This is a genomic window from Proteus genomosp. 4 str. ATCC 51469, from assembly GCF_003144375.1.
GTDB lineage: Bacteria > Pseudomonadota > Gammaproteobacteria > Enterobacterales > Enterobacteriaceae > Proteus.
In genome coordinates this window covers 375,842-394,261 of record NZ_PENV01000002.1, presented here as the reverse complement: position 1 = coordinate 394,261, position 18,420 = coordinate 375,842, and the positions used below count along the sequence as shown (strand labels likewise).

Here is an 18,420-nt window from a genome sequence, read left to right as displayed (position 1 = left end):
AATGAAACGTAATGTTACTGAAGTCTTATCAGATATCGCTGCTCAACCGTTGGATATTTTTACCCAACGGTTCATGTTGTCCGATGATCAGTTCCAATCTATATGCCAATTGATTTATCAAAAGGCAGGTATTGTGCTGACTAACAACAAAAGGGAGATGGTTTATAACCGTCTCACTAGGAGGTTACGTGAATTACGGATGAATAACTTTGGTGACTATCTTGCGTTTCTTAAAAGTGATGTACGCAACCCTGAATGGCAAGAGTTTGTTAATGCTTTAACAACTAATCTCACTGCATTTTTCAGGGAAGCACATCATTTTCCTATTTTGGCAAAACATGCCAGAAAAAGAGCCGGAGGCGTCTACCGAGTATGGTGTGCAGCTGCATCTACTGGAGAAGAACCTTATTCAATAGCGATGACTTTACGCGATGTTTTTGGGAATAACCCTTATAAAACCAAAATTATTGCCAGCGATATCGATACAAATGTGTTGGATAAAGCACGAAAAGGTGTTTACCGACAAGAAGAGCTTAAAACATTAAATGATGAATATTTGAAAAAATATTTTCTCAAAGGTGTCGGCGATTTTGAAGGATACGTGAAAATTAGGCCACAAATCAGCGAGATGGTCTCTTTTCAGTATTTGAATCTACTCGACAAGCAATGGGATTTAGAAGGCAGTTTTGATGCGATTTTTTGTCGTAATGTCATGATTTATTTTGATAAAACGACACAACAAACCTTACTTAACCGCTTTACCTCATTACTTAAACCAGACGGAATGCTGTTTGTTGGGCATTCTGAAAATGTAAGCCAGCTTAGCAAGGATTTCTACTTGCATGGGCATACCGTTTACGGGCTGACACCAGCAAGGAGAGGTTATGAATAAAATAACGGTACTCTGTGTTGATGATTCGGCGCTAATGCGTCAAATCATGCGAGAAATCATCAACAGCCATAGTGATATGGAAGTTGTTGATTGTGCACCAGATCCTATAGTGGCTCGTGACTTAATAAAAAAGTACAACCCACAGGTATTAACGTTAGACGTTGAAATGCCACGTATGGATGGTATTGATTTCTTGGAAAAACTGATGCGATTAAGACCGATGCCTGTCGTTATGGTTTCATCATTAACAGCTAAAGGCTCAGAAGTAACGTTAAAAGCGTTAGAACTGGGCGCTGTTGATTTTGTGACTAAACCACAGCTTGGTTTACGTGAAGGTATGCTCGCTTATAGTGAACTGATTGCAGAAAAAATTCGTGCTGCTGCTCTTGCTCGAATTAGTCGGCGTGAAGTTCAAGTCGTGCCTTCTAAATCATTGTCATTTACACCGATGATTTCGAGTGAAAAGTTGATTGCTGTAGGTGCATCAACTGGTGGCACAGAGGCTATTCGTAATTTTCTAGAACCATTACCCGTTACCAGCCCTGCGGTGTTGATTACACAACATATGCCAGCAGGGTTTACACACTCATTTGCAGAACGATTAAATCGTTTATGCCAAATCAGTGTAAAAGAAGCTGAAGATGGAGAACGTGTATTACCAGGGCATGCGTATGTTGCGCCGGGTGATTATCACATGGAGCTTCGTCGTAATGGTGCTAACTACCAGATCCACATTAATAAAGAACCAGCAGTAAACCGTCATCGTCCTTCAGTCGATGTGCTATTTCGTTCAGTCGCAAAATATGCGGGGCGTAATGCTATTGGCGTTATTTTAACTGGGATGGGAAGTGATGGTGCAGCAGGGTTATTAGAAATGCGTCAAGCGGGAAGTTATACCTTTGCACAAGATGAAGCGAGTTGTGTCGTCTTTGGTATGCCTCGTGCTGCGGTTGAAATAGGCGCAGTTGATGAGGTGAAAAGTATAAGCTCAATGAGTAAAGCGGTACTGATGAAAATCAGTAGCACGCAATCATTGCGTATCTGATTAAGTTCAGTTTAAAAAGCAACACAGTAATTTGCCGATATATTTTGAAGGAGTTTTCAATGGCAAGTAAGGATCTGAAATTTTTAGTGGTTGATGATTTTTCAACAATGCGCCGCATAGTTCGTAATTTGCTAAAGGAATTAGGATTTACGAATGTAGAAGAAGCAGAAGATGGTGCTGACGCGTTAGCTAAATTACGCAATTCGGCAATTGATTTTGTGATAACAGACTGGAACATGCCAAACATGGATGGTCTAGAGCTTCTTAAAAATATTCGTAGTGATGCGGGACTTGCAGCAACACCAGTATTAATGGTGACCGCTGAAGCTAAAAAAGAAAATATCATTGCAGCAGCGCAAGCCGGTGCAAGTGGATATGTTGTTAAACCTTTTACAGCAGCAATTCTTGAAGAAAAACTAAATAAAATTTTTGAAAAACTGGGCATCTAAGGAGTCGCAATGAGTGGGAATCCAATTATGCCGAAAGATAATATTGAAATGACATCTGATATTATCAGCCGGATCGGACAATTGACGCGGATGTTGCGCGACAGTTTGCGAGAATTAGGATTGGATAAAGCAATAGCCGAAGCAGCAGAAGCCATCCCTGACGCTAGGGAACGATTGGATTATGTTGCTCAAATGACCGCTCAGGCAGCTGAGCGTACATTGAACTGTGTCGAAGCTGCGCAACCTAAACAGGATGCGCTAAGTGCCGATGCGACTAAGCTTACTGAACGTTGGGACCAATGGTTTGAACAGCCAGAAGAGCTGAAAGATGTACGCTCTCTTGTAACCGATACCCGCAATTATTTGCGGGATATCCCTGAGAGTACGGCTTTTACTAACAGTCAGTTATTGGAAATTATGATGGCACAGGATTTCCAAGATCTGACAGGTCAGGTGATTAAGCGCATGATGAGTGTAGTTCAAGAAATTGAAAAACAACTCGTGATGGTATTAATGGAAAACCTGCCACCAGAGCAACTTGAAAAGTCTAATGTGAAAAAAGAGACTGATTCTTTATTAAATGGTCCACAGGTTAATAAAAACAACGCTGGTGTGATCAAAAATCAAGATCAAGTTGATGATTTGCTAGAAAGTCTAGGTTTTTAACCTGTGATGAGTTTTAGGGCGATAAGGACGTTGAGATATGCAGGACGCATTCGCTCTATGCTCTGCTCTTTAGGATGGTGTACTTTATGGATAAAAAATCACGTAATAACGCTTTGATAGCCCACGCTATTGAAGAAAATGTAAGCCGCTTTGTTTAAGCGGCTTTCGAGGTTGCTTAAATAAGCATCAATATAAAAAATACATTATTTTCTGTGAATTTCGCTGATTTCCTTATTATTAGCGCCAAAACTACCTTTATTGTTATTTTTATCATTAGGTCGGTTTCTAAGCACCTACGTCATAGCCCAAAAAGCCCCGTAAATTTGCGATTGTTCAGCCCATCAATTTCCTCTGAATTTGTCATGCTTAGAGTCATTTCATTCATGCTTTTAATCTCAATATCTAAATCGGACAGACTGTGGCTGAAGATAGCGATCTCGAAAAAACAGAGGACCCCACACCCCATAAACGGGAAAAAGCTAAAAAGGATGGGCAAATTGTTCGTTCTAAAGAGCTTTCATCCGTTTTAATGATCTTGGGCGGAGTGAGTTTGCTGTGGATGAGTGGTGGATTTATCACTCGTGGGCTACATGCCATGTTAACAGAAGGATTTACGTTTAATCATCACCTTATTGGTAATGAGAATTTGTTGATCCCTCGATTTGGTAGCTTGATTAAACAAGCTGTTTTTGCGTTATCACCTGTATTTTTTGGGTTAGTGCTTGTGGCAATTGGTGGCTCTGCTTTATTAGGCGGGATTAACTTTAGTAGTAAATCGATTAAGTTTGATCCGAAAAAATGGAACCCTATTTCTGGGTTAAAACGTATATTTTCAATGAATGCGTTAGCCGAGTTATTTAAAGCGATACTGAAATCAACCTTTGTGGGGATCGCAGCAACAGTTTTTTTATGGCACAACTGGAACGATATTCTTCATCTGATCACACTTCCACCGCTTAGTGCATTAGCCAATGCAATGCAATTGCTGATTTTTGCCGTCTACATAACGGTTTTTATGCTGATCCCGATGGTGGCATTCGACATTATTTTCCAAATCCGTAGCCATCTGAAAAAGCTACGTATGACACGCCAAGAAATTAAAGACGAATTTAAACAACAAGAGGGTGATCCTCAACTTAAAGCGCGTATTCGTCAGCAACAACATGCTATGTCTCGTCGTCGAATGATGGCTGATGTACCTAAGGCTGACGTCATTGTTACGAACCCAACACACTATGCTGTCGCACTGCAATATAACGACAAAATGACCGCACCTAAAGTGTTAGCGAAAGGTGCTGGGGCTATTGCGTTAAAAATCAAAGAAATTGGCGCAGAAAATCGAATTCCGCTTCTAGAAGCACCACCGCTTGCTAGGGCGTTATATCGTCACAGTGAAATAGGCCATGCAATACCTTCAACCCTTTATGCTGCGGTTGCAGAGGTGCTTGCATGGGTTTATCAACTGAAACGATGGAAAACCGAAGGTGGTTTAAAACCTAAACAACCTATGAACTTGCCAGTGCCTCCCGCACTGGACTTTGCTGGAGAAGATAATCGTCATGGCTAATTTGGCCTCATTACTCCGCTTGCCGGGAAATTGGAAAAGTTCTCAGTGGCAGATACTGGCAGGGCCAGTGCTTATCTTGTTGATACTGTCAATGATGGTATTGCCATTGCCACCTTTTCTATTGGATTTATTATTTACCTTTAATATTGCACTCTCCATCATGGTGCTGTTAGTGGCAATGTTTACCAAGCGTACTTTAGACTTTGCTGCTTTCCCGACTATTTTGCTGTTTACCACGTTGCTACGTTTGTCATTAAACGTTGCTTCAACGCGTATCATCTTAATGGAAGGACATACAGGGCCAGAAGCCGCTGGGCGCGTTGTTGAGGCCTTTGGCCATTTCCTTGTGGGCGGTAACTTTGCTATCGGTATTGTGGTCTTTATCATCCTTATTTTGATTAACTTTATGGTTATCACCAAGGGTGCGGGACGTATTGCTGAAGTGGGTGCGCGCTTTGTGTTAGATGGAATGCCGGGTAAACAGATGGCAATCGATGCTGATCTGAATGCGGGCATTATCAACGAAGATGAAGCTAAAAAACGCCGTAAAGAAGTTTCATTAGAATCTGACTTTTACGGCTCAATGGATGGTGCGAGTAAGTTTGTTCGTGGTGATGCCATCGCTGGCTTAATGATCCTTGTGATTAACGTGGTGGGTGGCCTTATCGTCGGTGTTGCTCAACACGGAATGGCGTTAAACGATGCAGCAACGACTTATACTCTTTTAACCATTGGTGATGGCCTGGTTGCTCAAATTCCAGCATTGATTATCTCAACAGCAGCGGGTGTTATTGTTACTCGTGTTGCAACAGATGAAGATGTTGGGCAACAAATGGTGACTCAACTATTTGATAATCCTCGCGTACTGATGTTAACAGCGGGGGTATTAGGCTTGTTAGGTTTAGTACCAGGAATGCCTAATTTTGTTTTCCTCTTCTTCACGGCAGCATTAGGCGGATTGGGTTGGTATATCTTACGTCGTAACGCTAATCCTGAAGTGCAACAACAAAAAGAGATGGAAGAAGTTGAAAAACAAAACCGTGTCGTTGAAGCGTCATGGGAAGATGTGCAACTGGAAGATCCATTAGCTATGGAAGTAGGATATCGCTTAATTCCGATGGTAGATAACCGCCAAAATGGTGAGTTATTAGGGCGAATTAGTGGTATTCGTAAAAAGTTTGCTCAAGAGACTGGATATCTCCCTCCCGTCGTTCATATACGTGACAATATGGAGTTAAGACCTTCTTCTTACCGTATTCTAATGAAAGGGGTTGAAATTGGTCATGGGGAAGCGCATCCGGGTCGTTGGTTAGCAATCAATCCGGGTAATGCAGTCGGCTCTTTAGACGGTGATATCACTCAAGAGCCAGCCTTTGGTTTGCCCGCAGTTTGGATTGATGACAGTTTAAGAGAGCAAGCACAGGTGCAGGGCTATACCGTTGTTGCTGCAAGTACCGTTATTGCAACGCACTTTAACCATGCATTAACGAAGTACGCATCAGAATTATTTGGTCGTCAAGAAGCACAAATGTTATTTGATAGGGTCAGTAAAGAGCTCCCTAAAATGACAGAAAATATGATCCCAGATATGCTTTCACTCACGGTGTTGCATAAGGTATTGCAAAATCTGCTTTCTGAGCAAGTGCCTATTCGTGATATGAGAACCATATTGGAAGCATTAGCGGAGCATGCACCAGAACAAAAAGATCCAGCTGAATTAACCGCAGTGGTTCGTGTTGCACTTCGCCGAGCGATTACACAACACTGGTTTGGTGATCAAGATGAAATCCAGGTGATTGGTTTAGACGCAAGCTTAGAGCGTATTCTTGTTCAAGCGATGCAAAGTGGCGGTGGATTAGAGCCAGGGCTTGCTGAAAATATTGAACAACAGGCGGCAGATGCTGTACGCCATCAAGAGATGTCTGGTGGTGCGCCAGTATTATTAGTGAATCACGCATTGCGTTCATTACTTTCACGCTTCTTACGCCGTAGCTTACCGCAATTGGCGGTGTTATCGAATATGGAAATTAGTGAAGGTCGCCGTATCCGTATGACATCAATGATTGGTGGGCAACCGCATTAATCATTCTCGCTGATATACCGTTATCTACAAGCGAAGGCCACTTTATTAAGTGGCCTTTTTTATATTGATAGACATAAAGGAGGGATGAGTTAGAGCTTTTACTCATAATAAAGGGTGAAGTAGGTACATCAATAAATAAGTGGCTTAATGATGTTATGAAAAAGTGCAGTAATGGTGTGAATAAATGAGGAAAGGAACAAAGAAACAAGGAATCAAAGGCTCAAATAACAGTTAAAACTTAGATCAGAGAAATGAAGGTTACGAGAAGATAGATAATAATGATGTATGGTGGCTTAAAGTGAATAAAGTTTTATCAATAAAGAAAACGCCATCAATATTGATGGCGTATCATGTGAATTCTGATAATTATCGAGAAAACCTAAACCTGAATTTTTCGCCCAGCTAATGTAGAACGCTGTGCTTGACCATCAGAACCATAAAGGGTTGGACTGTGGTTCTTCTGCAAAAAACGGATAGCATCACTATTACGAGAAATATGTTGCTCTAATAGTAATCCGTTATGTTGATTAAGATGTTTTAGCTCCGCCGTAATATCCATTACTTGTATCCATAAATCAGATAAGAATGGCAACCCTGTGTAAGGTTTTTCTACACCGGCTTGTAAGCTTAGCGTATGACGCTGTTGGTCTGTATGACCTAAAGCCGACAAGACAAAATTCTTCTGTTCAGTAACTTCGTGAAGTGCATTGATATCAATGTTACCTGCACACAATAACTGCTGTTCAGCACGTAGAATACCAGCAATGGTATTGAGCTGTGATAATTGAAGATCTAAAGTCTGGCGGAGTTCTTCCATCATAATCATTAAAATATTATTGAGTTATGCTTTCAGCAGCTTCACGGAAAAGAGCATCCGCGATTTTACCGCTGTCCATGGTTAATGTTCCGTTGGCAATTGCTTCTTTTAAGCGAGCAACTTTCTCAACGTTAATGTCTTTGTTTCCAGGCTGAACAAGTTTTTTCTGCGCTTCACTTAATTTAACCGAAGTGTCACCTGTTGCAGTTTTTTGTTCAGTTGTTCCCGATTTACGTGAACCCTGTGTGACTTCACTTGGGTTACGTTGTGCAATTGCGTTAATCGGAAGCAGTGGATTTGCGCGTTCAATACTCATAGGAAAATCCTTTGTTAGGCATCAATTAATAGTCAGATGAAGCCATTGTAAAACAACCTATGTGTTTTCGCCTATCATCTTGTTTCTTTATATCGGCTATGAAATCAAAAACTTTAATCTTAGTCGTCATACTCGTCATATTTCAAGCCGTAGCGTTGTTAACCACATTCACTCGCACTAGTCCCATTACTCGTCATATTTCAAGCCGTAGTGTTGTTAACCACATTCACTCGCACTAGTCACATACTTATGTATGCTCCTAGCGGTTCGTTCATTTGTCGCCTAGCTACATCTTGAATTATTTAGAGTATGTATATGGTTGTATTTTTAATACAACTTGAATTATTTAAAGTAAAAAATGTATACAAATACAGTATTTGTTCAAATTGTAGCGCAAGAGAGTTTACCTCGGCTTGCCATAACTGAAACCGGTAACAAGCAATTCAATATAGGCTTATTCTGCTTATCAGCTTTTTAATTTATTAAAGAGGAATGCGAACAGAGCCATTTTCAAGTGCTTCACCAGTGACAATTTGGCCTGATTTTACTCTTACTCGGATCGTTTCATTAGCCACGGCGTTGTTTACTGCTTTACCTTCATAACGGATCTGAAAGTGAGGGCCTTGTGCAAAAACTGTTACTGTTTGACCCGCTAGTATTGCCCAAGGGCGACGAACCATGGTTGATGTTAAGGGTTTTCCTGCGGATATTTGTCGCATTGCGATCGCATTTTTAATTAATGCTGGATCACGCAATACATCATAGGGTTGTTTTTCTAACTCGCCGGTTGTCATTCTGACAGCCGATGTTTCAATGATGTCATCACGATTAATATCTTTTTTCGCGATTAAGTATTCACCATTAACGCTAACATCAACTTGAATAAAACGACGTTGTTTATCACATTGAATGGGAATCGAAAGACGTCCCCAATTGCGAGATCCAGCGTGGCGTTGGATCTCTTGTGTTTGACACACAGGCCATTTCTCTTCAGGTGTTAAAACTGTAACTGTCACTTTATCGCCTTGTTGATGAAGCGCGACAAAGAAATCTTGTAGTTCTTCAGGGAGTGATTTAGCGATACTCACATTCACCATAAAGAAAAAAGAAAACAGACCGATAAGAGTTTTAACTAACATAGTTTGTATCACCTTACAGAGTTGATGCTAATTGTGCATTTGTACTTATTTAGCCAGCACAGTGTACATCGTCTTTACACGCCTTAAACGCATAAATAGCAATCCAATTTACGCCTATTCCTCCAATCATCTTTTTTTTGAGCGTTTATTCTGTCAACTGAAATTGTTTTATCAGCTGAGGTAAGTGGCTTAGCCACCAAGGATAGAAGATGCTCGATAAATTAGAAAATACGTTTCATTTTCAACAAGAAGCGCTCTCAATACGCAATAAACGCCAAGAAATTCTCGCTGCGAATATCGCTAACGCAGATACCCCAGGCTTTCAGGCTCGTGATATTGATTTTGCTTCTGAATTGAAAAAAACCATTGAAAACGGACGCACGGGGAGTCATGGCATGCAATTAGCGATGACATCAGAGCGCCATATCCCAATCAAACCCGGTTACCGCTTAGAGGCAGACTTACTCTATCGCGTGCCTCATCAAACTGCGATGGATGGTAATACTGTGGATATGGACATGGAACGTAGTAATTTTGCTGACAATAGCCTTAAGTATCAGGCTGATGTGACATTTATTAATTCGCAAGTTAAAAGCATGATGGCTGTATTGCAACAGTAAGGTAAAGAGCATGTCTTTATTTAGTATTTTCGATATTTCAAGTTCAGCACTTTCAGCGCAATCACAACGTTTAAACGTGAGTGCAAGCAATATGGCAAACGCTGACAGTGTTGCGGGGCCAGATGGCGACCCTTATCGTGCAAAGCAGGTTGTTTTTCAGGTAAATGCACCAGCCGGCCAAGAAATTGGTGGCGTGCGTGTCACTGAGGTGGTGGATGATCCAGCCCCATTTCGTATGGAATATCAGCCAGGGCATCCTTTTGCCGATGAAAAAGGGTATGTACGTATGCCGAATGTTGATGTCGTAGGGGAAATGATTAATACCATCTCCGCTTCTCGTAGCTATCAAGCTAACGTTGAAGTCATGAACACGGCAAAATCACTGATGCAAAAAACACTGATGATAGGTCAATAGGGAGAATAAATTGTGGGTATTTCCTCCTCAATGAATGAACCTTATGATAATACCATTATCGGGGATGCACCTTCTTCATACCATACGAAAAAAAGTGGTAGTGATGATATTAAAGGGAATTTCCTGACACTTCTCATCACTCAGATGAAAAATCAAGACCCAACAAACCCAATGCAAAATAATGAGTTAACGTCTCAGTTGGCTCAAATTTCGACCGTTGAAGGTATCGAAACACTGAATAAAACAGTAAATAACATTGTTGGGCAAATTGATCAAAGTCAGGCGTTGCGAGCATCTTCCTTAGTTGGCCGTGGTGTCATGGTCTCTGGGAATAAAATTGTTGTCTTTCAGCCAACCGACGGTAAAGGTGAGACTGAAAAACCTGGTGACGGGGATGACACAATTCCAACACCTGATACTCAAAATGAGAAAACGCGCCAGCAAATGGGAACGTATAAATCAGAAAGTACTGACCCAACTGCGCCTAGCGACGAACACCTTTTTTCAACACCTTTTGGTTTTGAATTACTCAGTCCAACCGATTCTCTTACGATAAACATCACCAATGCGAGTGGTGTGACCGTTCGTACGATCAATATGGACAAAAAGATGCTACCGGATGTTTATAACTTCTCTTGGGATTGTACGGATGAAGATGACAATCCTGTTCCACCGGGAAGTTATAAATTTACCGTTAACGCCACGCTTAATGATGCTCAGGTCCCTGTTAAGACACTGAATTATGCGCTGGTGAATAGTGTGTCCATGGTGGATGGTGGTGCCCGCCTTGATGTTGGCTTAGGTAATACCGTTTCATTGGATGAAATTCGTCAGGTTCTTTAACTAACACATATTCAACTTGGAGGGCGCATGTCCTTTTCACAAGCAGTAAGTGGTTTAAACGCAGCAGCCGCTAACTTAGATACTATCGGTAACAATATTTCTAACTCCGCAACCTACGGTTTTAAAGGTGCAAACGTTTCTTTTGCAGACGTTTTTGCAGGTTCTGGTGCAGGTCTGGGTGTTAAAGTTGCAGGTATTAGCCAAAACTTTAAAGACGGTAGTATCACTACCACTAACCGTCCAACAGACGTAGCGATTTCTGGCGGTGGTTTTTTCCGCATTGAAGACCAAAACGGTGGCGTTTTCTATTCACGTAATGGTGAATTCGGTAAAGATAAAAATGGTTTCCTGACCAATATGCAAGGTATGCGTGTAACAGGTTATCCAGTACAAGTTGTTGATGGTAAAAATGTTGTTCAAAAAGGGGCGACACCAACACCTATCGTTATTCCTACCGATATGATGAATGCCAGTGCAACAGACAAAATCAATATGGCGGTTAACCTGAATTCAGGTGAAGAGAAACCCGCTAAAGCGCCATTTGATTCTAAAGATGGTGATACTTATAACTTCAGTACTAACGTTACCACTTACGATAGCTTAGGTAATGAACATAACCTGAACTTATTCTTTGTAAAAACAAAAGATAATGAATGGAAAGTTTATGGGCAAGATACATCCACTAAGGATACAGCTGGTGCACCATCGGCACATCAGGAATTAGGAACGTTAGACTATTCAACAGGTGGTGTTTTAAATAGCTTTACACCTGCTGCAGTGACTCCTCCAGCAACACCAGGCTTTGCTATTGCTTCTTTAAATGGTTCTGCTCCAAGCACGATCACACTGGATTTCACCGGCAGTACTCAGCAAAAAGTTTCTGAATCAAGCGTATCTAAATTAGCGCAAAACGGTTACCAAGCGGGTGAATTCACCAACTTCCGTATTGAGCAAGATGGCTCAATCATGGCGACCTACTCAAACCAACAAAGCCAAGTTGTTGGTCAAATCGCATTAGCTAACTTTGCAAACGCGGGCGGTTTAAGCTCACAAGGTGACAATATGTGGTCTGAAACTAACGGTTCAGGTTCACCAATTGTCGGTGTTGCAGGCTCTGGTGTGTTCGGCAAATTAACTAACAACGCATTAGAAGCATCTAACGTTGATATGAGCCAAGAGTTAGTCAACATGATCGTTGCTCAACGTAACTATCAATCAAACGCACAAACCATCAAGACTCAGGATCAGATCCTGCAGACTCTGGTTAGCTTGCGCTAATAACGCCGGAAATAATCTGTTATGGATCATGTGATTTATACCGCGATGGGCGGCGCCAGACACTCGATGGAAAATCAAGCTGTTGTGGCGAACAACTTAGCAAACGCATCAACGCCGGGATTCAAAGCGCAGCTTAGTGCAATGCGAGCCGTACCTGTCAATGGCGATACCTTACCGACTCGTACATTAACGGTAGCATCAACGCCAGGTAGCGATCAGAGTCAAGGAACGATGAACTATACCGGCAGATCAATGGACGTTGCATTAAGTGATAACGGCTATTTGGCTGTTCAGCTTGATGATGGCACTGAAGCTTATACCCGAAACGGAAACATCCAACGTAATGCGGATGGTATGTTGATGGTACAAGGACGTTTGTTAATGGGGGATAACGGTGCGATTGAAGTACCTCCTCAGGCAAATGTCAGTATTGCCAATAACGGTATTGTGACTGCGCATGTCCCCACTGATCCACCAAAAATGTTGGGTCAGATTGGTCGTTTAAAAATGGTAAAACCAGAGCAAAACGACTTGGTGCGTGGTGATGATGGATTATTCCATTTATCACCGAAAGGCACTGCGCGAGCTGGTGAGGAATTACCTGCGGATGATAGCGTGAAGGTGTTAGCTGGTGTATTAGAAGGCAGTAATGTTAATCCAGCAGAAGCCATGGTCGATATGATAGCAAACGCAAGACGTTTCGAAATGCAAATGAAGGTTATTCATAGCGCTGACGATAATGCGCAACGAGCTAACCAATTGCTATCACTGAGTTAAATAGTGTAAGGGGAAAACCATGATCCGTTCTTTATGGATTGCTAAAACTGGGTTGGATGCACAACAGACAAACATGGATGTGATTTCCAACAACCTCGCAAACGTCAGCACCAATGGCTTTAAACGTCAACGTGCGGTTTTCGAAGATTTACTGTATCAAACAATTCGTCAGCCGGGTGCAATGACATCAGAACAGACGAATGCACCTTCAGGTTTACAAATTGGTACGGGTGTTCGTCCGGTTGCGACCGAACGTTTACATAGCCAAGGTAACTTAGCGCCAACAAATGGAACACGTGATGTGGCGATTAAAGGACAGGGTTTTTTCCATGTTCAGTTACCTGATGGTACAGACGCTTATACCCGTGATGGCGCATTCCAAATGGACCAAAATGGTCAATTAGTCACCACCAGTGGTTTCCAAGTCGTGCCAGCCATTATTTTGCCTGATACTGCGAAGAAAGTGATGATTGGCCGTGATGGTACAGTCAGTGTTGAAATGGAAGGTGATCCAGCGCCACAACAAGTGGGCCAATTGACACTAACTACCTTTATTAATGACAGCGGATTAGAAAGTGTGGGTGAAAACTTGTATTTAGAGACCGCAAGTTCTGGCGCACCAACTGAAAATGCCCCTGGTATCAATGGCGCAGGCTTGTTGTATCAGGGATATGTTGAAACCTCTAACGTTAACGTAGCTGAAGAGTTGGTCAATATGATCCAGACTCAACGTGCTTATGAAATTAACAGTAAAGCGATTTCAACATCTGATCAGATGTTACAGAAACTAACGCAACTCTAATTTCGTTTGTTCATTAGCCTGACAGGATTTCCTGTCAGGCGTATTACTAAAAGAGTATCGAAGATGGATACAAAGGTCATTACTGACAATTCTGGGGCAAGAAAGCTTAGTGTCAGATGGCGTCGTCATCAACGTTTAGGTACCGCCCTGTTGGTACTGACACTGTCGGGATGCGCATATATACCCAAAAAACCGTTAGTAGAAGGCAACACAACGGCGGTTCCAACGGCACCGACTGCACCGGCACCCAATGGCTCTATTTTTCAGGCAACTCAGCCTGTTTATTTTGGCTATCAACCTTTATTTGAAGATAGGCGTCCTCGAAATATAGGCGATACGCTGACTATTACATTGCAAGAGAATGTCAGTGCAAGCAAAAACTCATCTGCAAATGCCAGCCGTAATGGTAAAGCAGGATTCCTTGCTGCGATTACACCGGGATTCTTGGAAGGGGTGTTTGGTAATAAACGTACCGATATGAGTATGGAAGGAAATAGTGACTTTGGCGGTAAAGGTGGCGCAAATGCGAACAATACCTTTAAAGGCACCATTACTGTTACCGTCGATCAGCTTCTCGCCAATGGAAACCTGCACGTTATTGGTGAAAAGCAAATTGCTATCAATCAAGGTACTGAATTTATTCGTTTTTCAGGTGTTGTGAATCCAAGAACTATCAGTGGTGCCAATACCGTAAATTCAACCCAAGTTGCTGATGCTCGAATTGAATATATCGGAGACGGTTATATCAATGAAGCACAATCTATGGGATGGCTACAACGCTTCTTCTTAAATGTATCACCTTTTTAATGAGTAGGGTCCAGATGAAAAAAATAGCGATGAGCCTTTTCTTTATCGTGATGACATGTGTCGGTTTTTCCGCCCATGCCGAACGGATCAGAGATCTCACCTCTGTTGAAGGGGTAAGAGAAAATGCGCTGATTGGTTATGGTTTAGTGGTGGGATTAGATGGAACGGGTGACCAAACAATGCAAACCCCGTTTACCACACAAAGTCTGAATAACATGCTCTCACAATTGGGGATCACCGTACCACCCGGCACCAATATGCAATTGAAAAATGTTGCTGCGGTGATGGTAACAGCAAAATTACCGCCTTTTGGTCGTACTGGGCAATCAATCGACGTCGTTGTTTCATCATTAGGTAATGCAAAAAGCTTACGTGGTGGTACGTTGCTGATGACGCCACTCAAAGGTGTTGATAATCAGGTTTATGCTTTGGCTCAAGGTAATATTGTGGTTGGGGGAGCTGGTGCATCCGCAGGCGGTAATAGCGTTAAAGTTAACCAATTAGCGGGTGGACGTATTAGTAGCGGAGCGATTATTGAGCGCGAACTACCATCACAATTTGGTCAAACTGGTTTGTTGAACTTGCAACTGAATGAAGAAAACTTCACGTTGGCACAACATATCTCTGATACCGTTAATAAATTAAGAGGTGTGGGTACCGCTATTCCTTTAGATGCTCGTACAGTTCAACTACGTGTTCCTATTGGTAAAAGTGAACAAGTCCGTTTCTTGGCTGAAGTTCAAAATCTCGAAATTAAACGAGTTATTGCCGATGCAAAAGTGATCATTAATGCAAGAACGGGTTCTGTTGTTATGAATCGTGATGTGACATTAGGAAGCTGTGCGATTGCACAAGGCAACCTTTCTGTCACGGTTGATAGTCAAGTGAATGTAAGTCAGCCTAATACTCCATTTGCGGGTGGTAGCACTGTTGTAACACGTAATACGAGTGTGAATATGAGTGAACAAGGTGGCTCATTACAGCAAGTGAATGCAAGCGCAAGCCTAAACGAAGTGATCCGTACATTAAATGCATTAGGTGCAACACCGACTGATTTAATGTCGATATTGCAGGCAATGGAAAGCGCGGGTTGCTTACGTGCGAGATTGGAGATTATCTGATGAAAGATTTATCTCTGCTTTCTTCAATGCCGACGATGTCAGCGCCGGCATATGACAGTAATGCATTGAATAAACTTAAATATCAGGTCGGGCAGAATGCTGATCAACAAGGACTGCGCCAAGTGGCGCAGCAACTTGAAGGTGTTTTTGTTCAAATGATGTTAAAGAGCATGCGCGATGCAATACCTCAAGAGAGCATGTTTAATTCAGAAAGTACCAAAATGTACACCTCACTTTATGATCAACAAATCGCTCAAGACTTATCACAAAAAGGCTTGGGCTTTGCTGACATGATAGAAAAACAGCTTTCTGCAAAAGTTACGATGGACCCGAGCGAAATGGCTGGAAAAACGCCAATGCCATTAGATGGCAGTGATATTTTTCAATCCATGCCAACTCAAGCCTTGGGACAAATGTATCGTGCAATGCAGCCTTACCAAAATGCAATTGAAAGTACGATTGGCAAGCTTAAAGGGTTATCTGAAAGCAGTGCTTCTTTTGCATCTAAACTGTTAGGGCCTGCGAAACAAGCGACAGAAGGCACAGGTGTACACCATCTTTTAGTTGTTGCTCAAGCGGCGCTTGAATCAGGTTGGGGTAAACGTGAAATTCTAACGGGTGAAGGTAAGCCAAGTTATAACCTATTTGGTATTAAAGCAGGAAATAGTTGGAAAGGGCCTGTCACAAACATTATGACAACCGAAGTGATTGACGGTAAGTCAATTAAAATGCGTGATAATTTCCGCGTTTATGGCTCTTATGTTGAAGCCATTCAAGATTATCTCCGATTGATTACTGAAAGCCCTCGTTACGCAAAAGTGCCCCAAGCTCAAACCCCAGAACAAGCAGCTTATCGCATCCAAGAAGCGGGTTATGCCACCGATCCAGGTTATGCGAAAAAACTGGTTTCAATCATTGGTCAATTAAAAGGAAGCGGTGAGCAAGTTGCTAAAACTTATACTCACGATTTAAGCGATCTATTTTAATGCTTTCCCCTCAAGTTTAGAGGGGAAGTACCGATAATAAAGACCAGAGCATTCATTCCAACTTGCCAGCTATGCTCCGTGCATACGGGTGATGACTAAACGTAAAAGGATAGACAAATGTCCAACAGTTTAATTAATACAGCGATGAGCGGACTTAATGCGGCACAAGCTGCGATGAGCACTGTGAGTAATAACATCGCTAACCAAAATGTAAAATGGTACAACCGTCAAATGACTGTTTTTAATGAAAACAGCGGCACAATGACCGGTAATGGTTATATCGGTAATGGTGTTAATGTTAGCCGTATTCATCGTGAGTATAACGAATTCCTTGCCGGTCAAATGAACCGTGCAATGTCAAAACAAAGCGCACTTAATAGTTATACCCAAAATATCTCACAAATTAATGATTTGTTAGCAGATAAAGGGAATGATGTTTCGAGTGCGATTGACGAATTTTTTACCAGCTTACCAAACGTAACCAATAACGCAGAAGACAACCCTGCGCGTACAACGGTAATTGGTAAAGCGGAAGCAATGGTGAATATGTTTGCTAAAGCAGACCAATCATTGCGTGATCTAGAAAAAGATATTAATAGTCAGGTGACAAACACCTCTAAAAATATCAATGAATATACAAAACAGATCGCAAAACTAAATAACGAAATTAGTCGTTCTAAAGGCTTCAATGGCGCTGATCCTAACGACTTATTAGACCAACGTGATCGTTTAATTCAAGAGCTAAATACACTGGTTGATGTTCAAGTAACTCAACAGGATGGTGGTTTTGTTAACGTCACATTTGCTAATGGTTTGCCATTAGTATCTGGTACTCGCTCTTATGAAGTTTCTGCTATCCCATCAAGTAAAAATAGCGAACGCCTTGTCATTGGTTATAGCAATGGCATTGATGAAGTTCGTGAAGTGGATGCAAAACGTATTAAAGGTGGTGAACTTGGCGGTGCATATCGTAGCCGTGAAGAAGTGTTAGATCCAAGCCGTAACCAATTAAATCAATTAGCATTAGTGTTGGGTGATCAATTTAATAAACAACACGAACAAGGTTTTGATTTAGATGGTAAAAAAGGTGAGAAATTCTTCGACCTTGGTGGCGCTCATGTTATGCCTAATGGTAAGAACAAAGGTAATGCCTCCTTTAATGTGGAATATACCGATACCAAAGCAGTGAAAGCGGCTGATTATACTGTTAAATATGACGGTAGTAAGTGGGATGTTACGGTAGAGCCGGGCGGTCGTAAAGTTGATGCTAAAGTAAGCGCAACGGGCGAATTAGAATTCGAAGGTATGAGTATCAAAATCAATGGTACAGCACAAAAAGACGATTCTATTATTGTTCAATCTGTAGGTAATGTGATTGCAGATATGAAAGTTGCGGTAACTGATCCAAGTAAAATTGCTGCTGCAGGTTCGTTAAATGCAGATGGTGAAACTGCACCAAGTGATAACGAAAACATGAAAAAACTGTTTGAGTTACCTGATGAAAAAGTTATTGATGGCAAAACAACAATTGCTGGTGGCTATGGTTCACTGATCAGTATGGTCGGTAACAAAGTGAATACCGCACAAGTTGACTTCGATGCTCAGGTTTCTATCACTAAAAGTATTGTCGAACAACAACAGTCTGTTTCTGGTGTGAACTTGGATGAAGAGTACGGTGAGATGTATCGCATTCAAGAATACTACATGGCAAATGCAAAAGTTATTCAAACTGCAAACAGTATGTTTGATGCGATTATGCAAGTTTTCTAAGTAACCCTTCATCAGAATAAGGAATAT

19 protein-coding genes are annotated in these 18,420 nt (G+C 41.7%); 16 read left to right on the top strand and 3 right to left on the bottom strand.

Going from position 1 to position 18,420, the window contains the following annotated elements:
- The first annotated feature begins 1 nt into the window (after window position 1).
- From cheR to flhA, 6 genes are all read left to right on the top strand, one after another.
- The gene (gene cheR, locus DK866_RS04030) at window positions 2-892 is read left to right on the top strand and encodes a protein-glutamate O-methyltransferase CheR (RefSeq protein WP_109407822.1); all 891 of its coding nucleotides are present in this window, start codon (window positions 2-4) and stop codon (window positions 890-892) included.
- The gene (locus DK866_RS04025) at window positions 885-1,937 is read left to right on the top strand and encodes a protein-glutamate methylesterase/protein-glutamine glutaminase (RefSeq protein ID WP_109407821.1); all 1,053 of its coding nucleotides are present in this window, start codon (window positions 885-887) and stop codon (window positions 1,935-1,937) included. The genes cheR and DK866_RS04025 overlap by 8 nt, the downstream gene beginning before the upstream one ends.
- Before the next feature lie 59 nt (window positions 1,938-1,996).
- Window positions 1,997-2,386, top strand: a complete 390-nt coding sequence (gene cheY, locus DK866_RS04020; RefSeq protein ID WP_023581807.1) for a chemotaxis response regulator CheY — start codon at window positions 1,997-1,999, stop codon at window positions 2,384-2,386.
- Window positions 2,387-2,395: 9 nt separating this feature from the next.
- Window positions 2,396-3,052 (top strand): protein phosphatase CheZ, encoded by a 657-nt coding sequence (gene cheZ / locus DK866_RS04015; protein WP_023581808.1) that lies wholly within the window; start codon window positions 2,396-2,398, stop codon window positions 3,050-3,052.
- Between the two features lie 418 nt (window positions 3,053-3,470).
- On the top strand, window positions 3,471-4,619 hold the full coding sequence (gene flhB, locus DK866_RS04010; RefSeq protein WP_072068533.1) for a flagellar biosynthesis protein FlhB: 1,149 nt from the start codon (window positions 3,471-3,473) through the stop codon (window positions 4,617-4,619).
- Window positions 4,612-6,702 carry a flagellar biosynthesis protein FlhA gene (gene flhA / locus DK866_RS04005; protein ID WP_109407820.1) on the top strand — a complete coding sequence of 697 codons (2,091 nt, stop codon included), beginning with the start codon at window positions 4,612-4,614 and terminating at the stop codon, window positions 6,700-6,702. The genes flhB and flhA overlap by 8 nt, the downstream gene beginning before the upstream one ends.
- A gap of 379 nt (window positions 6,703-7,081) precedes the next feature.
- Here the strand turns inward: flhA and DK866_RS04000 are convergent, their stop codons facing one another.
- The 3 genes from DK866_RS04000 to flgA all read right to left on the bottom strand — a co-directional run bounded on the left by DK866_RS04000 (window position 7,082) and on the right by flgA (window position 8,974).
- On the bottom strand, window positions 7,082-7,519 hold the full coding sequence (locus tag DK866_RS04000) for a flagella synthesis protein FlgN (protein WP_227335692.1): 438 nt from the start codon (window positions 7,517-7,519) through the stop codon (window positions 7,082-7,084).
- Window positions 7,520-7,535: 16 nt separating this feature from the next.
- The gene (flgM, locus tag DK866_RS03995; protein WP_099075771.1) at window positions 7,536-7,835 is read right to left on the bottom strand and encodes a flagellar biosynthesis anti-sigma factor FlgM; all 300 of its coding nucleotides are present in this window, start codon (window positions 7,833-7,835) and stop codon (window positions 7,536-7,538) included.
- Between the two features lie 482 nt (window positions 7,836-8,317).
- Window positions 8,318-8,974: a flagellar basal body P-ring formation chaperone FlgA gene (gene flgA / locus DK866_RS03990; RefSeq protein WP_109407819.1), complete on the bottom strand. Its 657-nt coding sequence runs from the start codon at window positions 8,972-8,974 to the stop codon at window positions 8,318-8,320.
- 209 nt (window positions 8,975-9,183) lie between these two features.
- Here flgA and flgB point away from each other — a divergent pair, with 209 nt between their 5' ends.
- The 10 genes from flgB to flgK all read left to right on the top strand — a co-directional run bounded on the left by flgB (window position 9,184) and on the right by flgK (window position 18,393).
- Window positions 9,184-9,594, top strand: coding sequence for a flagellar basal body rod protein FlgB (gene flgB, locus DK866_RS03985; RefSeq protein WP_006533174.1), 411 nt, complete (start codon window positions 9,184-9,186; stop codon window positions 9,592-9,594).
- A gap of 10 nt (window positions 9,595-9,604) precedes the next feature.
- Window positions 9,605-10,009, top strand: coding sequence for a flagellar basal body rod protein FlgC (gene flgC / locus DK866_RS03980; protein ID WP_023581815.1), 405 nt, complete (start codon window positions 9,605-9,607; stop codon window positions 10,007-10,009).
- A 12-nt stretch (window positions 10,010-10,021) separates the two neighbouring features.
- Window positions 10,022-10,852 (top strand): flagellar hook assembly protein FlgD, encoded by an 831-nt coding sequence (locus DK866_RS03975; protein WP_109407818.1) that lies wholly within the window; start codon window positions 10,022-10,024, stop codon window positions 10,850-10,852.
- 27 nt (window positions 10,853-10,879) lie between these two features.
- On the top strand, window positions 10,880-12,130 hold the full coding sequence (flgE, locus tag DK866_RS03970; RefSeq protein ID WP_109407817.1) for a flagellar hook protein FlgE: 1,251 nt from the start codon (window positions 10,880-10,882) through the stop codon (window positions 12,128-12,130).
- Window positions 12,131-12,151: 21 nt separating this feature from the next.
- Window positions 12,152-12,907, top strand: a complete 756-nt coding sequence (locus DK866_RS03965; protein WP_109407816.1) for a flagellar basal body rod protein FlgF — start codon at window positions 12,152-12,154, stop codon at window positions 12,905-12,907.
- 19 nt (window positions 12,908-12,926) lie between these two features.
- Window positions 12,927-13,709 (top strand): flagellar basal-body rod protein FlgG, encoded by a 783-nt coding sequence (flgG, locus tag DK866_RS03960; RefSeq protein ID WP_072068525.1) that lies wholly within the window; start codon window positions 12,927-12,929, stop codon window positions 13,707-13,709.
- Between the two features lie 63 nt (window positions 13,710-13,772).
- The gene (locus DK866_RS03955) at window positions 13,773-14,516 is read left to right on the top strand and encodes a flagellar basal body L-ring protein FlgH (protein WP_099075766.1); all 744 of its coding nucleotides are present in this window, start codon (window positions 13,773-13,775) and stop codon (window positions 14,514-14,516) included.
- Between the two features lie 14 nt (window positions 14,517-14,530).
- Window positions 14,531-15,637, top strand: coding sequence for a flagellar basal body P-ring protein FlgI (locus tag DK866_RS03950; RefSeq protein ID WP_109407815.1), 1,107 nt, complete (start codon window positions 14,531-14,533; stop codon window positions 15,635-15,637).
- The gene (flgJ, locus tag DK866_RS03945) at window positions 15,637-16,623 is read left to right on the top strand and encodes a flagellar assembly peptidoglycan hydrolase FlgJ (protein ID WP_109407814.1); all 987 of its coding nucleotides are present in this window, start codon (window positions 15,637-15,639) and stop codon (window positions 16,621-16,623) included. The genes DK866_RS03950 and flgJ overlap by 1 nt, the downstream gene beginning before the upstream one ends.
- 117 nt (window positions 16,624-16,740) lie before the next feature.
- Window positions 16,741-18,393 carry a flagellar hook-associated protein FlgK gene (gene flgK, locus DK866_RS03940; protein ID WP_109407813.1) on the top strand — a complete coding sequence of 551 codons (1,653 nt, stop codon included), beginning with the start codon at window positions 16,741-16,743 and terminating at the stop codon, window positions 18,391-18,393.
- Window positions 18,394-18,420 lie beyond the last annotated feature (27 nt).

What these genes read in the sequence shown, in the direction of transcription:
- cheR (WP_109407822.1), top strand. Translation starts at nt 2, where the DNA reads ATGAAACGTAATGTTACTGAAGTCTTATCAGATATCGCTGCTCAACCG.
- DK866_RS04025 (WP_109407821.1), top strand. Translation starts at nt 885, where the DNA reads ATGAATAAAATAACGGTACTCTGTGTTGATGATTCGGCGCTAATGCGT.
- cheY (WP_023581807.1), top strand. Translation starts at nt 1,997, where the DNA reads ATGGCAAGTAAGGATCTGAAATTTTTAGTGGTTGATGATTTTTCAACA.
- cheZ (WP_023581808.1), top strand. Translation starts at nt 2,396, where the DNA reads ATGAGTGGGAATCCAATTATGCCGAAAGATAATATTGAAATGACATCT.
- flhA (WP_109407820.1), top strand. Translation starts at nt 4,612, where the DNA reads ATGGCTAATTTGGCCTCATTACTCCGCTTGCCGGGAAATTGGAAAAGT.
- DK866_RS04000 (WP_227335692.1), bottom strand. Translation starts at nt 7,519, where the DNA reads ATGGAAGAACTCCGCCAGACTTTAGATCTTCAATTATCACAGCTCAAT.
- flgM (WP_099075771.1), bottom strand. Translation starts at nt 7,835, where the DNA reads ATGAGTATTGAACGCGCAAATCCACTGCTTCCGATTAACGCAATTGCA.
- flgA (WP_109407819.1), bottom strand. Translation starts at nt 8,974, where the DNA reads ATGTTAGTTAAAACTCTTATCGGTCTGTTTTCTTTTTTCTTTATGGTG.
- flgB (WP_006533174.1), top strand. Translation starts at nt 9,184, where the DNA reads ATGCTCGATAAATTAGAAAATACGTTTCATTTTCAACAAGAAGCGCTC.
- flgC (WP_023581815.1), top strand. Translation starts at nt 9,605, where the DNA reads ATGTCTTTATTTAGTATTTTCGATATTTCAAGTTCAGCACTTTCAGCG.
- flgE (WP_109407817.1), top strand. Translation starts at nt 10,880, where the DNA reads ATGTCCTTTTCACAAGCAGTAAGTGGTTTAAACGCAGCAGCCGCTAAC.
- DK866_RS03965 (WP_109407816.1), top strand. Translation starts at nt 12,152, where the DNA reads ATGGATCATGTGATTTATACCGCGATGGGCGGCGCCAGACACTCGATG.
- flgG (WP_072068525.1), top strand. Translation starts at nt 12,927, where the DNA reads ATGATCCGTTCTTTATGGATTGCTAAAACTGGGTTGGATGCACAACAG.
- DK866_RS03955 (WP_099075766.1), top strand. Translation starts at nt 13,773, where the DNA reads ATGGATACAAAGGTCATTACTGACAATTCTGGGGCAAGAAAGCTTAGT.
- DK866_RS03950 (WP_109407815.1), top strand. Translation starts at nt 14,531, where the DNA reads ATGAAAAAAATAGCGATGAGCCTTTTCTTTATCGTGATGACATGTGTC.
- flgJ (WP_109407814.1), top strand. Translation starts at nt 15,637, where the DNA reads ATGAAAGATTTATCTCTGCTTTCTTCAATGCCGACGATGTCAGCGCCG.
- flgK (WP_109407813.1), top strand. Translation starts at nt 16,741, where the DNA reads ATGTCCAACAGTTTAATTAATACAGCGATGAGCGGACTTAATGCGGCA.